The sequence below is a fragment of the Natrialba asiatica DSM 12278 genome (assembly GCF_000337555.1).
In the GTDB taxonomy this organism is placed as follows: domain Archaea; phylum Halobacteriota; class Halobacteria; order Halobacteriales; family Natrialbaceae; genus Natrialba; species Natrialba asiatica.
In genome coordinates, this window is the sequence record NZ_AOIO01000017.1 from 1 (window position 1) to 18920 (window position 18920).

Here is an 18920-nt window from a genome sequence, read left to right on the forward strand (position 1 = left end):
TACGTCGTCGTAACAGACGACGCGGTCGACGCTGTCGCCGTAGTCCGGACACGGAGGGAACTCGCCGTCCATCTTTCCGTTTCCGTTTCCGTTTCCATCTCCCCCGTCCGTTCTGTTCGGTCCGTCTGCGGAGGCTGTCCCTGGCGTTTCGTCCAGACAACCGGCGACGACCCCGAGACTCGCCGCGCCGAGTCCGAGCACGCGGCGGCGGGTAACTCGTTGCATAGTGTCGCGAATGCAACCCGTCTTGAAGAGGACACGGATAACTGAAAGAACGATTTAACTGTCGCGGTTTCGCGCCCGGTTCCGGCCAGCGCCAGGATCGAAAATCTCCCGTCGGTTCCGGTGCTGTACTCGAAGCGAAGCGAGGCCAGCGAGTTCGTCGTCGCCGATTAGTCGACGATGACGACCGCCGACTCGGTCTCGATCATGTCGCCCTCACCGGAGTAGGTGCGCTCGAGTTCAACGTCGAACAGGTCGCTCTCGAGTTCTTCGCCGGCGACGCGGAGCACGTCGGCGTCGCGGTCGATCTCGTACTCGCCGCTCTCGATGCCGGCGTCGATGTCGCCGACCTTCGAGCCGAACTTCGGGCCGAGCGTCGAGTAGTCGAGGTCGATCGAGGCGACTTCCGTGGTGACCTCGGGCTCCTCCTCGAGCACCGTGAGATCGCGGACGTGCATCACGTTCTGGATGGCGTCCGCGAAGCCGTCGATTGGGCCGTAGACGGCGACGGATTCGAGGTCGGCGTTGAGCGGCAACTGGTGCTCGCTCTTGTAGCGCCGGAGCGCACCGATGACCTCTATCGCGGTTTCGCCGGCCGTGAGGTCGGCCTCGTAGCCTTGCGGGGCGGGCCACTCGCGGGTGTGGATGCTGTCGAGGTCCGTTGCGGACCCGTCCGCATAGACTGCTTGCCAGATCTCCTCCGTCACGTGCGGCAGGAACGGTGCCCAGAGTTCGAGGAACGTCCGGTGGGCTGTCCGCAGCGCGTACTGCGTCGAGGGGTTGTCCTCGCGGCCCTTCGCGATCTCGAGGTAGTCATCGCAGAAGGTGTTCCAGAAGAACGTGCGCAGGCGGTCGCGCGCCTTGGCGAACTCGTAGTCCTCGAACTGCGCGGTGAGTTCGTCGACCGCGTCGTCGAGTTCGGCGAGCAGCCAGCGGTCGATCGGCTCGAGTTCAGCTGGCTCCTCCAGGTCGGTGGGCGCGAGCGTGTCGACGAGTTTCGAGGCGTTCCAGAGCTTGCGAAGGAGTTTTTCGCCCGCGACGATGTCCTGTGTTTGGTAGGGAAAGTCGTCCCCGACGGCGGCGCTCGCCGCCCAGAAGCGCACGGCATCCACCGGGTACTCCGCGAGGACCTCGTCGGGCGCGACGATGTTCCCTTTGGATTTGGACATCTTTTCGCGGTTTTCGTCCAAGATGTGGCCGTTGATCATCGTCGCGTCGAAGGGCACCTCGCCGGTGTGCTCGTAGCACTTAACGACCGTGTGGAACAGCCAGAACGAGATGATGTCGTGACCTTGCGGGCGTAGATCGAACGGGTAGAGTTCCGGCTTGTCCATCGTGAGCGCCTCCGCGTCGGCGTCCCAGTCCCAGCCGGCATTGATGAGCGGCGTCAGCGAGGAGGTCGCCCACGTGTCGAAGACGTCGTCCTCGGGGACGAACTCGTCGTGGCCGCATTCGGGACAGGCGTCGACCGGCGGCTCGTCGGAAAGCGGGTCGACCGGGAGATCTTCCTTCGCGGCCATGATCTCGTGGTCGCACTCGGCGCAGTACCAGACCGGGAACGGAATCCCCGAGTCGCGCTGGCGCGAGATGAGCCAGTCCCACTCCAAGCCCTCGATCCAGTGCTTGTAGCGGGTGAACATCTTCTCGGGGTACCAGTCCATCTCCCGGCCGGCCTCCAGGTACTCCTCCTTGTGATCCAGAATCTCGACGTACCACTGCTTGGAGACGCGGAACTCGACGGGCGTGTCACAGCGCTCGTGGACGCCGACGGCGTGGGTGATCTCCCAGCGGTCGCGCAGGTACCCGTCGTCGTCTAAATCCTCGACGATGGCCTCGCGCGCTTCTTCCGTCGAGAGGCCCTCGTAGTCGCCCGCCAGGTCGGTCATCGTCGCCGACTCGTCGATGGCGACGCGAAGCGGCAGGTCGTGGGCCTGGTACCACTCGATGTCGTTCTGGTCGCCGAAGGTACAGCACATGACGACGCCGCTTCCCTTCTCCATGTCGACGCGGTCGTCCTCGATGATCGGCACCTCGTGGCCGAAGATCGGCACGCGAGCCGTCTCGCCGACGAGTTCCTGATTGTCCTCGTCGTCCGGGTGGACGAAGACGGCGACGCAGGCCGGAATGAGTTCGGGTCGCGTCGTGGAGATGATGAACTCGTCGCGGTCCGCACCGTCACCGACGACGTCGAACGCGATGTCGTTGAAGTGCGAGTGGCGCTCGTCGTCTTCCATCTCGACCTGGGAAATCGCCGTCTCACACTCCGGGCACCAGATCGCGGGGGCTTTCTTGCGGTACTCCCGCTCCTTCTCGTAGAGGTCGAGGAAGGACAACTGGGAGATGCGCTGGACGCGCGGTTCGATCGTCTTGTACGTGTTCGACCAGTCGATCGAGCAACCGAGTCCCTGCATCTTCTCGGTGAACTCGGCCTCGTACTCCGTACAGACCTCGCGGCAGAGTTCTTGGAACTCGCGGCGCTCGTAGTCTTGGTGGCGGATGTCGAGTTCTTTCTCGGTCAGGCGCTCGCTCGCGATCCCGTTGTCGTCGTAGCCGAAGGGAAACAGCACGTCGCCGTCCGCCATCCGCTGGAATCGGGCGGCGAAGTCCTGCAGCGTCGAGCCGTAGAGGTGGCCCATGTGTAGACTGCCGGAGACCGTCGGCGGCGGCGTGTCGATCGCGTAGACGGTGTTCGGATCGCGTTTCGGGTCGCTCTCGTAGGCGTAGATCTTCTCGTCGACCCAGCGGTCTTGCCAGCGTGATTCGACCGTTTCGGGGTCGTAGCCGCCCTCGAGCGACGGCTCGTCGTCTTCGTCCGTCCGTGCGTCCATACTCATGCTCTCACCGCCCGAACCGGGCGTCGGCCGTGCGTCGTCGTGGTGTCGAAGGTGTGCGTACTCATTGCTGAAACCGGTCGTTGCTCGGTGAATACTGGTCGCCGACAATACATCCGTCGAAACGGGGCAGGGATGCGGGGCTACGGGGCCCCTACGAAAATCGCCTCTCGCGGGCCGGCGACCGCGTCGGCCGCGGCCGCGACGATAACGGACATACGTGGCTGTATTCGGGGGAACGGTGTTAGGTGTTTCGTCACTCGATCACTCCTCGGGGGGTGTCGCCTCGGTGTCGCCGGCCACGTGCTCGTCTCCGTTTCGTCCGTCCGCGCTCCCCTCCCCGGCCGCCCGATCCGCGCTCTCGTCGGCCGTCTCGAGGTCGACGACCGCCCGCGAGTCGGTCACGTACCGCAGATCGCCCTCCAGGTAGCCGGCTAACCGCTCGAGCAGTCCGCCGGACCCGTCCCGACCGTCCGCGTCGGCGACCACGATCCGGTCGTGGCTCGTCGGATCGTGGTCGCCCTGCATGACGACGGTGAATAGCTCCCGTGGGGTGACCGGCTCGCCGGCCTCGAGCCGCGAGACGACGCCTGCCAGCGAACTCTCGACTGTCGTTTCGATGTCGAAGCTGACGTCGACCGAGACCCGTTCGCCGCTCTCGGCGGCGAGGTACTCCTCGCTGCTTCTGACCGCCGGCTCGAGGACGGTCTCGAAGGTGGCTCCTGACTCCTCGAGGCCGAGGTAGGCGAACGCGAGCATCGCCCGGAGGCCGTCTCGGAGCGCCCCGTCGGTCGCCACCCCCTCGAACACCTGCCGCCGATCCTTCTCGGCCAGTGTGTGCAAGAATAGGTCGAAGTCGAGCACCGCGGCGCGAATCCGGCGTCGGATCCGGGCCTCGGCGTTTCGCTTCGACTGGTCGTGGCTCATCTCCCGTTCGCCAAGCAGGTAGGCGCGGTCCGCGGGGCTCAAGACGCCGCGGTCGCGGTCGATGTCGGTGTTCATAATTGGAAATGGATTATACAACATCGATTTTCATCCGAATCATTATCAGCGGTCCGGTCCGAGCCGCTGACACCGATGAGCGTGATCGACGAATGAGCGGCGATATCGCCGACAGATATGCGGACTGGATCGTCTCGAACGGTCGACTCGTCGTCGTGCTCGTGTTCCTCCTGACCGCCGTCGTCGCCGCCGGCGCGGCGATCGGTGACCCCGGAGACGGCGGGATCGGCCAGTTCGAGACCGACTCCGAGGAAAACGGGGCACTCAAGGAGATCGAGTCGACCTACGGCACCGACGACGCCGTCGTCGCCCAACTCGTGGTCCGCGACGAGGGCGGCGACGCCCTCACCCGCGACTCGCTGCTCGAGGGACTGCGACTCCAGCAGGACGTTCGCGAGGACGAGGAGCTGAACGCGACGCTCGAGGAGCAGGGGTTCGTCGGTCTCGAGAACGTCATTGGGACGGCCGCGGTCTTCGAGGACCGGGCCGCCGAGGCGGACGGCCCGCCCGATACGAGCGAGCCAACGCTCGAGGAGCAACTCACGGCCCTCGAGTCGCGCTCGGACGAGGAAGTCGAGGCGCTGCTCGCGGACGCGCTCGATCCCGAGCGCGACGCGGGCCGGCAGGGGCAGTCGGCGGGCTCGGAGGAAGCGGACCCCTACGAGTTCCTTCCGACCGACTACGAACCGGGCGCGACCGACGCGGATGCTCGCATCACGCTCCTCTTCCAGGTCGACGACGGCGGCCCGGATGAGGAGCCACGGGCGGCTTACGACGCGCAGGTCGAGATCGCCGAGCAGGTCGACGAGCGCTTCGAGGACGCCTTCCTCTTCGGTGAGGGCGTCACCGACGACGCGTCGTCGAACGCCGTCGGGGACAGCTTCGTGATCATCACGCCCGTTGCGCTCGTCCTCGTGCTGGGCGTCCTCGCGTTCACCTACCGGGACGTCGTCGACATCCTGCTTGCTCTCGTCGGGATCGGCGTCGTCATGGCGTGGCTCGCCGGCGTACAGGGCTGGCTCGAGATTCCCTTCAGCCAGCTGCTGATCGCCGTCCCGTTCCTGCTGATCGGGCTGAGCATCGACTACGCGCTCCACGTCGTCATGCGGTATCGGGAGGCCAGAGCCGGTGTCATCGAAGGGGGCGAGACGTCGGAACGGCCGGCAAGTGGGACCGCAGCGGGTGGCGCGGTCGGATCGCGAGCCGGCATGACGGTCGGCCTCGCCGGCGTCTCGCTCGCGCTCGGGGCCGCCACGGTTTCGACGGGCGTCGGCTTCCTCTCGAACGTCGTCAGCCCGCTTGGAGCGGTCCGGGACTTCGCGGTACTCAGCGCGAGCGGCATTCTCGCGACGTTCGTCGCCTTTGCCGTCCTCGTTCCGGCGTTGAAGGTCGAGGTCGACGAACTGCTCGAGTCCCGGTTCGGCCGAAATCGAGCGAAGCGGCCGTTCGGATCGAAGACGGGCCTCTCCAATCGGGTCCTCTCGCGGGTAGCCGCGGTTCCGCGTCGGGCGTCGCTCGCGGTCGTCCTCGTCGCCCTCCTGCTGGCCGGCGCCGGCGCCTACGGCGCGACGGGGATCGACACCGAATTCAACCAGGCGGATTTCCTCCCCGAGGACGCGCCCGACTGGGCCAAGTCCCTGCCGGAGCCGCTGGCGCCCGATACGTACACGATCAGCGACGACGCCGCGTACCTCGGCGAGAACTTCGCCGAGCGCGGCGAGGGGAGTCAGAGTCAGATTCTGATACGCGGAGACGTCACCGATCCCGACGCGCTCGCCGCGATGGCCGAAGCCGGTAGCGGCGTCTCCGAGGACGACGCGATCGTTCTCCGGCCGGACGGCGAGGCCGCCATCGAGGGACCGTCGACGGTGATCCGCGAGGTTTCCGACGACAACGAGACCGTCGCGGCCGCCCTCGAGGAGCGCGATACGGACGGCGACGACCTTCCCGACGAGGACGTCGCTGGCTTCTACGACGTCCTGTTCGACGTCGCGCCAGACCGCGCGGGCGAGGTGCTCTATCGGGCCGACGGCGTCGAAAACGCGACCGGGACCGCAGACGGCGGGGCCGACTCGTACTCGTCGGCCCGCCTGCTCGTGAGCGTCCAGGGCGACGCTCCCGCGCAGTCGATCGCCGACGACAGCCGCGATATCGCCGCGATGGTCGACGACGCGCCGTCAGTGTCGGCCGTCGCAACTGGCGGGCCGGTGATCACGGCGGTCGTTCAGGATGCGCTGCTCGAGACGCTCGTCGAGGCCTTCGTCATCACGCTGGCGGTCATTCTGGTCTTCCTGACGGCGTTCTACTGGATCCGCCACCGGTCGCTCTCGCTGGGCGCAGTGACGCTGGCACCCGTCGTCGCCGCGCTCGCGTGGCTGCTCGGGACGATGGCGCTGCTCGACCTCCCGTTCAACAGCGAGACGGCGGTCATCACGACCCTCGCGATTGGGCTCGGCGTCGACTACAGCATCCACGTCGGTGAGCGGTTCGTCGCGGAGCGAAATGAACGGAAGTCGCTCGAGGACGCCCTGACAGCGACGATCACCGGCACCGGCGGGGCGCTGCTGGGGAGCGCGGCGACGACGGCGGCGGGCTTTGGCGTCCTCGCGCTGGCGCTTGCCCCCTCGCTGCAACGGTTCGGACTGGTGACGGGGCTGAGCATCGTCTTCGCGTTCGTCGCCTGTCTCACCGTGCTTCCGTGTCTGCTCGCGCTCCGGGAACGACTGCTCGGTCGAGCGCCGTGACTGCGAGCGGAAATCGACCCGACCGCTACCGGGAGCCGTCGTCGGAGTGGGCCCGCACCCACAGTTCGCCGATCCGGGAGAGGCGCGTCCGATAGGACTTGCCGTGTTCCTCGCGCTCGATGTACCCCTTGCCGCCCGGCCCGAGTCGGTCGACGTTGTAGATGACCTTCGAGCGGAAGCTATCGGTGTACTCCTCGTTTAACTCGCGGGCCAGCGACTCCGCGAGTTCGGAGACGGAGTCGAACTCGCCGTCTTCGCCGAGTTTGTAGAGGATCAGTTCCTCGAACGGTTTGACGTTCGAAAAGGAGGTGACGGGAAGTTCGACGATGTGGCTGCCATCGATCTCCTTCGCGCCGATCGTCGTGCCGCGCTCGTCGAACTCCGAGAGGAGCGCACGGGCGCTTTCGAGACGGGTTGTAAGCCGGTCTGCACCGAGGTCGGTGGCGTCGCCCTCGGCATCGATCGTTTCGAGGAGGTCGATCTGCTCGCGCAGTTCCTCGGCGAGTTCGGTTTCGAGGTACTTCTCGGGGGCGGTGTAGTAGGTGTGGATCTGCTCGCGGTCGTCCTCCCGTTCGACCATCAGCGAGTTCGCGGCGGTCGCGAAGGCGAAGCTCACGGTCCGGGGCATCGCGGCGACGTTGACCCAGACCTCGTTGCCGCGGTCGAGTTCGGCGGTGATGCGGTTGTAGGCCTGTTCGAAGGCTTCGTCGTAGTCGTAGACGTCTTCGAGCACGAATCGCTCGGTTTCGGCCCCCAGAAGGCTCCGAAAGTCGGTTTCGAGTTTCTCCGAGAGGTGCCGGGAGTACTCGACGTTGGCCTCGCTGCCGACGGCTCCCTCGAGAAGGATGACGCTGTCGACGTCGATCTGATCGCGGACGAGCGGGGCGATCAGCCGGTCGTAGTCGAAGCCGACCGGGACGATGTGGGTTTGCATGGCCTCGACTTGGGCGGGTTCGCCCCTAACAGTATTGGTGTCCGGCGGAGCCACACTGGTGCGACGGAATCACGCTAGTGCGACAGGGCTATCCACATCGGACTAGTCGTCGGTGTGTTCTTCGGTGCCTTCGCCCCGGCTGAACTCGACGGTCCGAACGAGTTCGGAAATCGTCTCGCGGTCGCGTTCGGGAGCGGTCTCGACGGTCCCGCTTGCGACGGTGATCGATTCGAGCGGGAGGATGCCGCCGGCGACGCCGTAGCTCGTTTCGGTCGGCCAGACGGCGACGTTGGCTTCGGCGTCGAGGTGTGTGAGTCTGGTTCCGTCCGTCGCGTTGTCCGCGCTCTCGGACTCGATTTCGGTTTCGCCCCCGTCACCGCGTTCCCGGTCGCCCTGATCGCTCGCCGAGGCGGGGATCGGATAGGCCACGTCGAGGACGTACCAGCGGCCCGCCTTCCCGTTCGGGCCCTCGAACTCGAGCGTATCCCGGGTGCCGTCGACCGTGAGTCCCTCGTCCGTGAGGGTCTCGACGAACTGCGCTTTCGCCTTCGGCGCGGCTTTCGAGAGCGCGGCGTCGGGTGCGATGCCGACGGTCGACAGCGACGGGGAGATCGACAGATCGACGGCGAACAGCGATCGGAGCGGGATGTCGCTCGGACCGAGCGAGGCGGCGGGCGTCGTTTCAGCCGGCTCGTACAGCGTCGTCTCGGCGGTGATCGACGCCACCAGGACGGTGGTCTGTCCGGTTCGGGTGCCGAGCGGTCGCCAGCTTTCGGCAAGGGCTGCAGGGAGATCGGTTGGCATCGCCCGTGGATACGGGGGTGGGTCCTTTCGGTGTGTCGCTCTCGTCACTCCGCGCCGGTCTCGTTCCCGTCGAAGTACAGCGCGCGCCGTTCGGCCGCCGCCGGCGTCGTCACTAGCGACACCCCGACGGTCGCGCCCAGGCCGAGTGCCATACCGACGACGCCGGCCGTCCACCCCGCGTACGTGCCGGGAACGACCGTCGTAAAGTGACTCAGCAGGTAGAACGTCTGGCTGAGAAGGATTCCGGCGCCGATCCCCGCTCGCGTCGTCCGCCGCCAGTAGAGCGCGGCCAGCACCGGCAGTGCGAGCTGGGCGAAGCCGCTAAAGGCCGCGTCGCCGAGTTCGAACAGCGTCGCCGGGTTCACGAGGCTGACGAGGAACGCCGCCGTCGCGAAGACGACGACGCCGACGCGGGCGAGCAGATCCTCGCGGCGCTCGGACACGTCGCGCGAGCTGAACTCGGCGAGCGGGCGGTAGAGGTCCCGCGTGAAGTACGACGAGCCGGACAGCAACATCGAGTCCGAGGACGACATCATCGCGGCCATCGCGCCGGCGATGACCAGCGCGGCGAACCAGCCTGGGGTGAACTCGGTGAGAACGATAGGGAGGACGTTCCCGTCGGCCGGAACCGTCACGTCGAGGCCGTGCGCCCATGCGCCGATCATGAACGAGGGAACGAACAGGAGCACGCAGAGAATCGGCCAGAGCGCGAACGATCGTTTCAGAACGGTCCGCGACCCGGCGGCGAAAAAGCGCTGGTTGACCTGCGGGAACATGGCGACGCCGAAGCCGATCACGAGCGCCCTCGAAAGCATCCATTGGGGCGTGTAGTGATCGCTTCCGAGCGCGACGTGGGCGGCCGCCTCCGTTTCGAGTGCCGCTGTGGCGCTGGTCGGTCCGCCGATGGCGGTCAAGAGCCAGAGCATCGCGACCCAGGTGACGACGAGCATGAACGCACCCTGCAAGGTGTCGGTCCAGGCGATCCCGCGCATACCGGCGAGGACGACGTAGAGGATCATAAACGCCGTAATCAGCCCTGCGCCAGCCCAGTACGGTATCGCGCCGTCTGTCAGCGTTTCCAGGGCCGTGCCGGCACCGACTTGTTGCAGCATGACGTACGGAAAGAGCCAGAGCAGACTGACGGCCGCGATAAGGCCTCGAAGCAGTCCGGAGCCGAATCGGTCGCCGAGCATCTCGCCCAGCGTAACGTAGTCGTACTGCTGGCCGAGGAGCCACTGTTTGTAGCCGATGACGTACCAGAGAATGGCAAAGATGATGCCGTCCATCAGCCCCATGACCAGTATCCACTCCGGTCCTTCGTGGTAGGCGATGTTCGGGCCGGCGAAGAACGTAAACGCCGAGAGTAGCGTGGCGAAGGTCGTAGAGAGGAGAACGACCGTTCCGAGCGTTCGGCTCGCGAGGTAGAAGTCTGCTGCGGTTCGATCCGTCAGTCGGTACGCGCTGAGTCCGATCAGCAGCGCCAGCACGAGATAGCCGACGATGATCCCGAGTTGTGCCGACAGCGTCACGGTGACTCCCCCCGCCGTTCAGATTCGAGTTCAGCGCCGGTCGGTTTTGGTTTCGATTTCTGTTTTGAGTCCGGACCCGGATACGGTCCGGGTTCGATGCCGATACCGAGTCCCCACGCACGGCGGGCGAACTGCCGGAAGACGACCGACGCGAGTCCCATCCAGCCGACGTGCCACCAGAGCCACACGGGTAAGCCGGCGACGACGGTGCTGTTCCCCCACAGGAACCACGGAATTGCGAGCGCACAGAGGACGATGCCGACCGTGATCCAGCCGACGAGTTCGAGAGATCCCATACCCGCTGGTCGCAGCCTCACCGAGTAATAACTTTCCTTCGACAGCCGGTATTGAAGACAGATGGTCTTCGATACGGTAGGCCGGTTCCCTCTTGCGTTTTCTCGTAGGTAAAATCCCTCTTTCACGTAGGAAAAGGGGTATATGTGTCGGCGAGAGAATGAGAATACAACCGATATGGCCCGTCTGTTTCCACGCCGGAGCGAGACACCCGCCCAGGACGGGCAACCCCGAATCGTCGACCTCGAGGGCGAAGACGCTGACGCGGTGTTCAGCGCGCTGTCTTCGACGACGGCCCGCCAAATCTATTCCTGTCTCGATGGAGAGCCTGGAACGCCGAGTGATATCGCCGAAGCGATCGATTCGTCGATCCAGAACGTTCGCTACCACCTCGAGAACTTAGAGGATGCCGGTCTCGTCGAGGTAGTCGACACGTGGTACTCCTCGCGCGGCAACGAGATGAGCGTCTACGCCACGACCGACGGGCCGTTGATCGTGACGAGCGACGAGTCGACCGGTTCGCGGCTCAAAACGGCTCTCTCGCGCCTTGTCGGCGGAGTCGGCGCGCTCGCCGGCGGAAGCCTACTCGTTCAGTACGGCGTGGCTCGATGGGCCGGAGCATCGTCACCCGGCGGCCAGTCGGCACCGTTTTGGAGTTCGGACGATTCGGGGCCCTCGAATCAGGGCGATTCGACGGGGTCGGATCGGGAGGCCGGCGAACAGGGAAGTGGTAGCGGGGATGGATATCAGGCGGAGTCGACGAACGGTGATGCGGATACCGGCGTCGAAACTGATTCGAACAGTAGCGGCGCCGACGATGCGGACGTTGAGATCGCGGGGACCGACGGCGATCATTCAAACGGAACTACCGGTTCGAACGAAACGACCGACGCGGGCGACGGCGGTACCGGTACCGACGTCACTCCGAACGACTCGCACAACGCCACCGGCGCCGACGCGTCCGATCCGGGCGCGTCCCACGGCGACACCGGAGGCGGCGACGGGGTCATCGCTCACGTTCAAGACTTCGCGACCGATATCGTCGATCACGTGCAGGGGTTCGCAACCGACGTTATGGACCCCCTTCTGACGAACATGCCGCCGGGACTGCTCTTTTTCCTCGGCGGACTCACCGTCTTGCTCGCCGTCACGGCCTACTGGTACTGGTTCTCCCCCCGCCCCGTCCGCTGACCGGACGGCTCGGAATGATCGCCCCTCTGCCGATTCCGCACACAACCCCTCAGTTTATTCATATTTATGTGTGTTGATCGCCGACACGTCGGTCGATCCCCAACCGATCGAACAGCAGTTTCGCATGTCAACAGCTATTTGCCGCTCACGAACCAATTATTCAGTAAACCGGTCTCTGTACGCGTCTCTCGCGTCACCGCGCCCCACGCTGGGGCAGATCTCCCATGGAAGACACCTCGAAATACCTCATTCACGCGGACGTCACGGCTGACGGGGTCGTCGAGCGCAGCGACGTCGTCGGCGCTATCTTCGGGCAGACCGAAGGCCTGCTCGGCGACGAACTCGATCTGCGCGATCTCCGCCAATCGCAGAAAGTCGGCCGTATCGACGTTGAAATCACGAGCACGCAGGGCCAATCCCACGGCAACGTCACCATCGCGACGAGTCTGGACAAAGTCGAAACCGCGACGCTCGCCGCCTCGCTCGAAACGATCACTCGCGTCGGCCCCTGCCGGGCAACCCTCGACGTCAGCGAAATCGAAGACGTACGGGCAGCCAAACGCAAGGAAGTCGTCAACCGCGCGAAGGAACTGCTCCGGACCGGCTTCGACGACTCCGTCATGTCCTCCGAAGAAATCCTAACCGAGGTGCGCCAACACGTCCGCGTCGAAGACATCACCGAATACGAAGGCTTCCCCGCCGGTCCACGTGTCACCGACAGCGACGCCATCATTATCGTCGAAGGCCGTTCTGACGTCCTTACCTTGCTCAAGTACGGCGTCAAAAACGCCATCGCCGTCGAAGGCACGAACGTCCCCGACCCCATCGCCGACCTCACAACTCACCGCACCGTCACCGCGTTCCTCGACGGCGACCGCGGCGGCGACCTCATCCTCGAAGAACTCTCGCAGGTCGGCGACGTCGACTACGTCGCATTCGCCCCCTCGGGCACCTCCGTCGAAGAACTCGACCACCACCAACTGTTCGCCGCCCTCCGGAACAAGGTCCCGTATGATACCGTTTCAGGGCTCAACGAACCCCGAGAAGCCATCGCCGCAACCGACGGCAGTACGAGTCCCGCTCCCGCCCCCGGATCCGATACTGGCCCCGGTCTCAACGGCGAGTCTCCCGTCGAATCCCCCCGCGGTACTAATACTGCATCCACCGCCACCCCCGAAGACACTCCCCGCGCATCTGGAACTCCCTCGTCCGCAAAGGCGGACACCGGTGCCCAGAACACAACCGAGAACGCACTCGCTGAACCCACAACGGCTACCGACTCCTCGACGGCCGAGGACGATGCCGAAACGCACGGCAACGCCGACACAGCGTCCCCGCCCACCCCGAACGTACACACCCGCCAGCCCGACTCTGCGACGGCCGACGACCGGTCGCTCGAAACGGTATACGAACACGCAACGGCGATTATCCGCTCGGACACCGACCGCGTTCGGTTTCTCGATGCCGAGAACGAGACCATCGCGGAAACGGACGCGAGTTCAGTGGGAGACGAACTCGAGGAACTCGAGTCGGTCCCGACGACGGTCGTGTTAGATGGGATCCTCAGTCAGCAGGTACTCGATCTGGCGGCCGATCGAGGTGTCGATCGGATTATCGCGCGGTCGCTGGGGCAGTTTACGAAGCGACCGACGAGCGTACGGATTCACGCGATCGAAGACGTCGCGTCCGAACCGCCGGAGTAGGATCTCGGTGGCGGCTCTTTGGGTTGCGTACGTTCCATTCTATCGGAGACGAACGATGGATGGAGAGATCACGAGCCGGGCATATACGGCTCAACCCGCCGTGAAAGATCCACTTCGCGTCTTCCACCCGTCACCATCCGGTGTCGCTGTCGCAATCGAGTTCAGCGCTCGATGCCGACGGTCGTGGCGTGCGCTTGCAGGGCCGTCTCGGTGTCGACGGTGGCGGTGGCGCGGAACAGGCGGCTGCCGCGCTCGCGTTCGACGCGGACGTTCCGGAGCGAAGCGGCGTCCTCGCGGTCCGTTTCGAGCGCCGCTGCGACGGTGTCGGTCGATAGCTGTGACGGATCGGCGACGACGCCGTAGGTTGCCGTCGTTCGGTCGGCGGAGTGCACCGTCGCGGCGGTTCCGATGGCCTCGGCTGCATCGATAACGGCGAACAGTGCGTCCGTTTCGGACGCCCCGTTGAGTGCGTATTTGAGGAGGGCGCGAGTTCGGCTGTCGAGCGTGCCGGCACCGACGACATCTCCCGACAGCGTCCCTGCGAGTTCGTGGGCGGTTGTCCGGCGTGGGAGGGTCGTTGCCGTCGGTGTCGACGCGGTTGCCGACGCGGACGCCGTTGCTGTTGCCGACAGCGACGACTCGCCCGCACGACTCTCGAGGGCCGCGTCGACGTGCGTGAGGGCGGGCGACTGCGTTCTCGTTCCGGTCGCCGACCGCGCGTCGTAGCCGAGGACGACTGCACCGTCTGCGAGCGCGACGGCGAACTCGTCGTCGACGAACCGTTCGGCGGACCGAGAGGACGGCTGGCCGTCCCCGGACTCTGCAACGGCGGTGAACTCGCGGTCGGTCAGTTCCGCGCGGAGGGCGGATCGGGAGAGCGAGCCGGTGACGACGGCCGCGCCCGCAAGGGGGGTGGCACCTGCAACGGTCGCAGTACCGGTGGCGTGCTCGAGATCGGTGAGTGAGACGCCGTCAAGTCGCCGTTCGAGTTCGGCGATCAGCGGCCTGAGGTGGGTCGGAATGCGGGCGGCCTGGAGGGCGGTGCGGTTGGCACTGGCGGTAAGGGTCGTTCCGGCCGACGAACGGTCGGTTTGACCGGTCGCTTGTGAAGCGGTGCGCGTTGCGGGGCCGGTATTTGCGTTCGAACTAGTCTTTGCGGACGACTGCGTTCGGTCGCTGCCGGCGGCCTGGCCGATCAATGAGAGGCTGCCGAGGGCCGCGGTCGCGCGCCGAACGAATGCACGTCTCGATCCCATACCCGATGTCTCGACCGGACGTATATATACCGGGTGGCGTAGCTTCCGAGCGAGAAAATCCTGCCCATCTCGATTACGGCTCGTCGATCAGTACTGTGGACGGCTATCTCGTCACCAGACACGAGAACGGTGTCAGAACGGTATATTTATCAATTCAGTTACAGAGGTTTTAACTAGGTCGTCGAAATGGAAATCAAGCCAAAGGAGCTGTTTTCCGAGCCGAGCGGGTGGGAATCGGCTCGCATATCGCTTGGAACCGCACTCGCACTCGTTAGTATATACGCCTATTTCGAACTCCTGCATACTAGCGGATTAGTCGCTACGCTTGTGATCGCGTTCGCAGCGGGGCTGTCTGGGATCGCCGAACTGCTTCCGACGGACCAACGGTACGTAGCGAGCGCCTTACGGGTAACTGCAATCGGCATACTCGCGATTCTGGTGATACTGTCGCTACAGAGAGTGGTCTCGTAATAGCTGGGACGAGAGTCGGCAATACGCGGTTGAAGTTACCGGTGTCGTCGGCCCGAGGCCGGGCGGAACGATTCCGCCCGGAATATGGACGATCTTCTCGTCGCTGCCGTCTTCGGTGTGCTACGCGGCACCCGCCGATATCCCTCACCCGAGCACAGCGATCGGGATCACGAGCAGCGCACAGACGAGCGCACCGGTTAACGTCGCAAGGAAGTTAACGCCCTGATTGCCGAGAACCGCCCCTTCGAGGGTCGCTCCAAGCAGGCTGTCCACCGTCATTCCGGCGACGCCTGCTGCAACAATGATCACCGCACCGATGGGATCGACGACGGGAAAGAGGACGTAGCTCAGGCCGGCGACGATGGTCGCACCGAGGAACCCGGCAACTTCGCCCTGCCAGGTGACGCCGCCGTCGGTGCCGGGGTCGACGGGCTCGAGCGTCGTGATCAATCGTGGCGTCTCGAAGACGCTCCCGACCTCGCTCGAGAGCGTGTCGCTCATCGCGGTCGCGACGGAGCCGGCGAAGGCGAAGAGAAAGAGTTCGGCGTTGATCGACAGGAGGGCGGTTGAACTCGCGGCGTAGCCGAGGACGGCGGCGATGGCGACGGCGGCGTTGCCGAGGACGTTACCGCTGCCGCGAGCGCCGTTGTTCTCCTCGGCGACGCCGAGTTCTTCTTTTCGGGTGTAGCGGAACTTGGTCGAGAGGCCGCCGATGCCGAAGAAGGCGATGAGGACGACAAACCAGTTGTAGTCGCCGAGAACGACCGTCAACAGACCGAGGAGGATGCCGGTTATCATGCCGGCGATAGAGGCGGTATCGAGGGCGTAGGAGACGTAGCCGAGCGCGACGGTCACCGCGAGCGCGCCGAGGATTTCGATCGCTCCGAGTTCGGGTTCGAGTTCGGCGAGCAGCCAGAGCAGGAGGCCGACCGAGAGCATGACGACCGGGTCGTCGTAGATCAGGAAGGCGTCGCGAAGAAGGGCGGCGAGGAGCGCGCCGCTTGCGGCGAGAAAGAGGACGGTCGGGAGGCGGGACTCGACGGGGACGTTCGTCAGGGCGTAGACGGCGGCCTGGCCGGCGACGGCAGCGACGGTTGCGACCAGGCAGAATCCGGTGACGGCGGCGATTTCGTTGTCAGTGTTGGTGTCGGTGTCGGTGTCGGTCTCGCTGTCTATCTCTGTGCCCGTCGCCGTCCGAGCGCGGACGAGCCGCTCGGCGAGGTTGCCGTAGCCGACGAGGACGACGGTCCCAACGAAGACGGAAAGCGGCATCGACGACCCGACCGCCAGAAGGCCGAGGACGACGGCCGAAAGGACGAACGTGATGAGTCCGTAGAGGCGGCCGTCCTCGTAGTCGCCGGGGTAGGCAAGCGCCTCGAACGCCGGGCCGGTAACGTCGGTAACGAGAAAGGCACCGAGCAGAACGACGGCCGCGACGCCCGTTGCAATCGCCGGCCCGGCAAGCGGTACGGCAAGCGAGAGCGTACTGAGGGCCGCGAAGACGCCGGCTCGCCGAACGGGTGCTGTCACGATATCGGTGTCTTTCTGTGGCGGTTACTTGAAGGTTCCCGAACACGCTTCTTCCCGTATTTCACCGGCGACAGTTCCTGTTCCTGTGATCTGGGACGAGTGACGCCGTCAACCGGACCCGTAACCTGTATGGCATCTCACAAAGAAGCCGACGTGTGGGACTGTACGAACGGTATCTCGCCCGTCGAATTCGCCAGTACGATGCCGCTCCACCCGAGCACGTCGCGCTCGTCATCACCGAGCGGGACCTCCTCGAACGCGGTGCCTACGAAACGCTCGTCGACTTCTTCGAGTGGGCCTTCGAGTACGCCACTCGACTGACCGTCTACGTCAGCGTCCTCGACGCCGCGGCCGTCCCGGCGCTCCGTCGTGAACTCGAAACGATCGACGCCCCGCGCGACGTTGCGGTCCGCGGCCCCGACGACCGGACACCGGCCGATGCACCCATCCAGATCGGAATCGGTCTCGGCGGCAAACACGAGTTCACGAGCGCGGTCCGGACGCTCGCGGAACGCGTCGACGACGCTTCGCTCGAGCCGGAGGCGATCGATGACGAACGCGTCGAGAACCATCTGGTGTTTCCGTCGGAGCCGGATCTCGTGATCAAGACGGGTGCAGAGCGCCTCTCGGACTTTATGATCTGGCAGTCGGTGTACTCGGAGCTGTACTTTACGGACATCAATTGGCGGGACTTCCGCAAGCGGGATTTCCTGCGAGCGGTTCGGGAGTACTGCAATCGGTCGCGACGGTTCGGCCGGTGAGTCGTCGGACTGCGTCTCCGTATCTACTGGGGGTTGCTCGCCGGGCGGTCAGTACGCGTAATCGGACCGCGTCGAAACGGTCGAGTCACGGGTATCGTCGACGGGAGCGAGCAGGCTCTCTGCGCGCGGGTGATCGAACGCGACGACGGGGTCATCCATTCGTACGATACCCGAGCGTGCATCGTACTCGAGAATGCCGAAATCCTCGAGCTTCGGCAGAACAGTGTGGACGAGTTCGATCTCGATCGACTCGGGGGAGTCGTCGTCCCATCGGGCGAGCGTCTCGCTCAACCAGTCGACCGAAACGGGCGTTTCACACGCCGAGAGGACGTGGAGTGCGATACGAAGTCGGACGTTCGCGAGGAGCGTATAGGCCTCGTCGAGTGACACGTCCGTCAATCGTACGAACCGTTGGACGTCGACGGGAGCGCTGCGAGACGACATTCAGCTACTATTGTCATACTAATTAATAAAATACTTCTGGTTATATAGTTGACGTGTTATCGGTGGTCCATCGCTTCTCCGGCGATAGCTCCGGGGCGGACGGGCGAAACGATATCCGGATCAGTCAGCTGTCCGACTACTCGAATCGAGGCCGTCCCCATCCGTCCCGCTGGCGTCGTCCGATTCGCGAACGGCCGTCGCATCGATGTCGTCCTCGTGTGGGCGCTCGCCCGTCGGCAGCGAGTCGCGAAACCGGTTGACGATCGATTGAGCCTCGGTTAGTTCCGTCTCGCTGACGGCTCCGAGGAGAGCGAGCGCCCGTCGGGCTCGCGTGCGACGCCAGGATTCCGCGCGGTGTTCGTACGTCCGAATTCCGCGCAGGAAGTCCGCCTTCGAGAACTCGGGCCAGTAGGGCGTACAGAAAAAGACGGCCGCCTCGTTGCCGTTTGCGTGCCAAGGCAGGAAATTCGACGTGCGCTCGGCGCCGCCGGTGCGGATGATCAGGTCGACATCCCGGACCGGCTGATCGTACAGCCGTCGTTCGATGGTTTCGACATCGATCTCGTCGGGATCGAGCGCACCCGACTCGACATCGCGTGCGACACCTCGCGTCGCTTCTAGCAGTCGAGACCGACCGCCGTAGGCGAGGGCAATATTGAGGACGAACTGGTCGTAGCACTGTGTTTTGCCCTCGGCGTAGTCGACGGCGTCTCGTACCCGGTCGGGGAGCATCTCAGTTTCGCCGATGACGCGAATACAGACGTCGTTGTTGTGGACGCGGTCGGCATCGGCGAACTCGTACAGTTTGTCACAGAGGAGGTCGAACAGCGCCTCGTTTTCTTCGTCCGCCCGTTCGAAGTTCTCCGTCGAGAAGGTATACAGCGTCAGTTCTTCGACACCGATATCCTGGCACCACTCGAGCACTCGTTCGGTCGTCTCGGCACCGGCGCGGTGGCCGTCGTGGGCGTCTCCGCCGTTCTGTCGCGCATACCGTCGGTTGCCGTCCTGAATCACTGCGACGTGGGTCGGCGCACCGGCGATTTCACGCGAGAGCAATCGCTCGTAAACGGCATCGACGTGCTGACGGAACCACCGCTTCATCGGTTGACGAGACGGTATCGAGGATTATGTGTCTTGTGTGGTATTCTCCGACAGTGAGAGCCTGTCGCTCTGACACACGATCGACCGCAGGGAGTGTGCGGTA

The 18920-nt window shown here is 64.8% G+C and carries 14 protein-coding genes and 1 pseudogene; 4 read left to right on the forward strand and 11 right to left on the reverse strand.

The features are described from left to right. The 3 genes and pseudogenes from C481_RS05075 to C481_RS05085 all read right to left on the reverse strand — a co-directional run. A pseudogene (locus tag C481_RS05075) lies at positions 1-225 on the reverse strand (hypothetical protein); the annotation flags it as partial. Positions 226-392: 167 nt separating this feature from the next. Further along, positions 393-3164 carry a valine--tRNA ligase gene (locus C481_RS05080; RefSeq protein WP_006108041.1) on the reverse strand — a complete coding sequence of 924 codons (2772 nt, stop codon included), beginning with the start codon at positions 3162-3164 and terminating at the stop codon, positions 393-395. 153 nt (positions 3165-3317) lie between these two features. After that, positions 3318-4055, reverse strand: coding sequence for a hypothetical protein (locus C481_RS05085; protein ID WP_006108043.1), 738 nt, complete (start codon positions 4053-4055; stop codon positions 3318-3320). 92 nt (positions 4056-4147) lie between these two features. Here C481_RS05085 and C481_RS05090 point away from each other — a divergent pair, with 92 nt between their 5' ends. Further along, the gene (locus C481_RS05090; protein ID WP_049904452.1) at positions 4148-6799 is read left to right on the forward strand and encodes an efflux RND transporter permease subunit; all 2652 of its coding nucleotides are present in this window, start codon (positions 4148-4150) and stop codon (positions 6797-6799) included. Positions 6800-6824: 25 nt separating this feature from the next. Here C481_RS05090 and C481_RS05095 read toward each other — a convergent pair whose 3' ends face one another. The 4 genes from C481_RS05095 to C481_RS05110 all read right to left on the reverse strand — a co-directional run bounded on the left by C481_RS05095 (position 6825) and on the right by C481_RS05110 (position 10362). After that, entirely contained in the window at positions 6825-7733 is a 909-nt protein-coding gene (locus C481_RS05095; protein ID WP_006108045.1) for an HFX_2341 family transcriptional regulator, read from the reverse strand. Between the two features lie 102 nt (positions 7734-7835). Beyond that, positions 7836-8537 (reverse strand): hypothetical protein, encoded by a 702-nt coding sequence (locus C481_RS05100; RefSeq protein ID WP_006108047.1) that lies wholly within the window; start codon positions 8535-8537, stop codon positions 7836-7838. 44 nt (positions 8538-8581) lie between these two features. After that, positions 8582-10066 (reverse strand): sodium:solute symporter family protein, encoded by a 1485-nt coding sequence (locus C481_RS05105; protein ID WP_006108049.1) that lies wholly within the window; start codon positions 10064-10066, stop codon positions 8582-8584. Then, positions 10063-10362, reverse strand: coding sequence for a DUF3311 domain-containing protein (locus tag C481_RS05110; RefSeq protein ID WP_006108051.1), 300 nt, complete (start codon positions 10360-10362; stop codon positions 10063-10065). Before C481_RS05110 ends, C481_RS05105 begins: the two co-directional genes overlap by 4 nt. 175 nt (positions 10363-10537) lie before the next feature. On the opposite strand from C481_RS05110, the gene C481_RS05115 reads away from it, so the two are divergent. Together C481_RS05115 and dnaG are read left to right on the forward strand one after the other, a co-directional pair. After that, entirely contained in the window at positions 10538-11551 is a 1014-nt protein-coding gene (locus tag C481_RS05115) for a helix-turn-helix domain-containing protein (RefSeq protein WP_006108052.1), read from the forward strand. A gap of 224 nt (positions 11552-11775) precedes the next feature. Next, positions 11776-13254 (forward strand): DNA primase DnaG, encoded by a 1479-nt coding sequence (gene dnaG, locus C481_RS05120; RefSeq protein WP_006108053.1) that lies wholly within the window; start codon positions 11776-11778, stop codon positions 13252-13254. Positions 13255-13415: 161 nt separating this feature from the next. Here the strand turns inward: dnaG and C481_RS05125 are convergent, their stop codons facing one another. Then, positions 13416-14510: a hypothetical protein gene (locus C481_RS05125; protein WP_006108055.1), complete on the reverse strand. Its 1095-nt coding sequence runs from the start codon at positions 14508-14510 to the stop codon at positions 13416-13418. 615 nt (positions 14511-15125) lie between these two features. After that, a complete protein-coding gene (locus C481_RS05135) occupies positions 15126-16511 on the reverse strand; it encodes a DUF92 domain-containing protein (protein ID WP_006108058.1) in 1386 nt (461 codons plus the stop codon). A 155-nt stretch (positions 16512-16666) separates the two neighbouring features. Here C481_RS05135 and C481_RS05140 point away from each other — a divergent pair, with 155 nt between their 5' ends. Further along, positions 16667-17272: an undecaprenyl diphosphate synthase family protein gene (locus C481_RS05140; RefSeq protein WP_006108060.1), complete on the forward strand. Its 606-nt coding sequence runs from the start codon at positions 16667-16669 to the stop codon at positions 17270-17272. 48 nt (positions 17273-17320) lie between these two features. Here the strand turns inward: C481_RS05140 and C481_RS05145 are convergent, their stop codons facing one another. Together C481_RS05145 and uppS are read right to left on the reverse strand one after the other, a co-directional pair. After that, positions 17321-17716, reverse strand: a complete 396-nt coding sequence (locus C481_RS05145; protein ID WP_006108062.1) for a DUF7344 domain-containing protein — start codon at positions 17714-17716, stop codon at positions 17321-17323. A gap of 120 nt (positions 17717-17836) precedes the next feature. Next, a complete protein-coding gene (gene uppS / locus C481_RS05150; protein ID WP_006108064.1) occupies positions 17837-18817 on the reverse strand; it encodes a polyprenyl diphosphate synthase in 981 nt (326 codons plus the stop codon). Positions 18818-18920 lie beyond the last annotated feature (103 nt).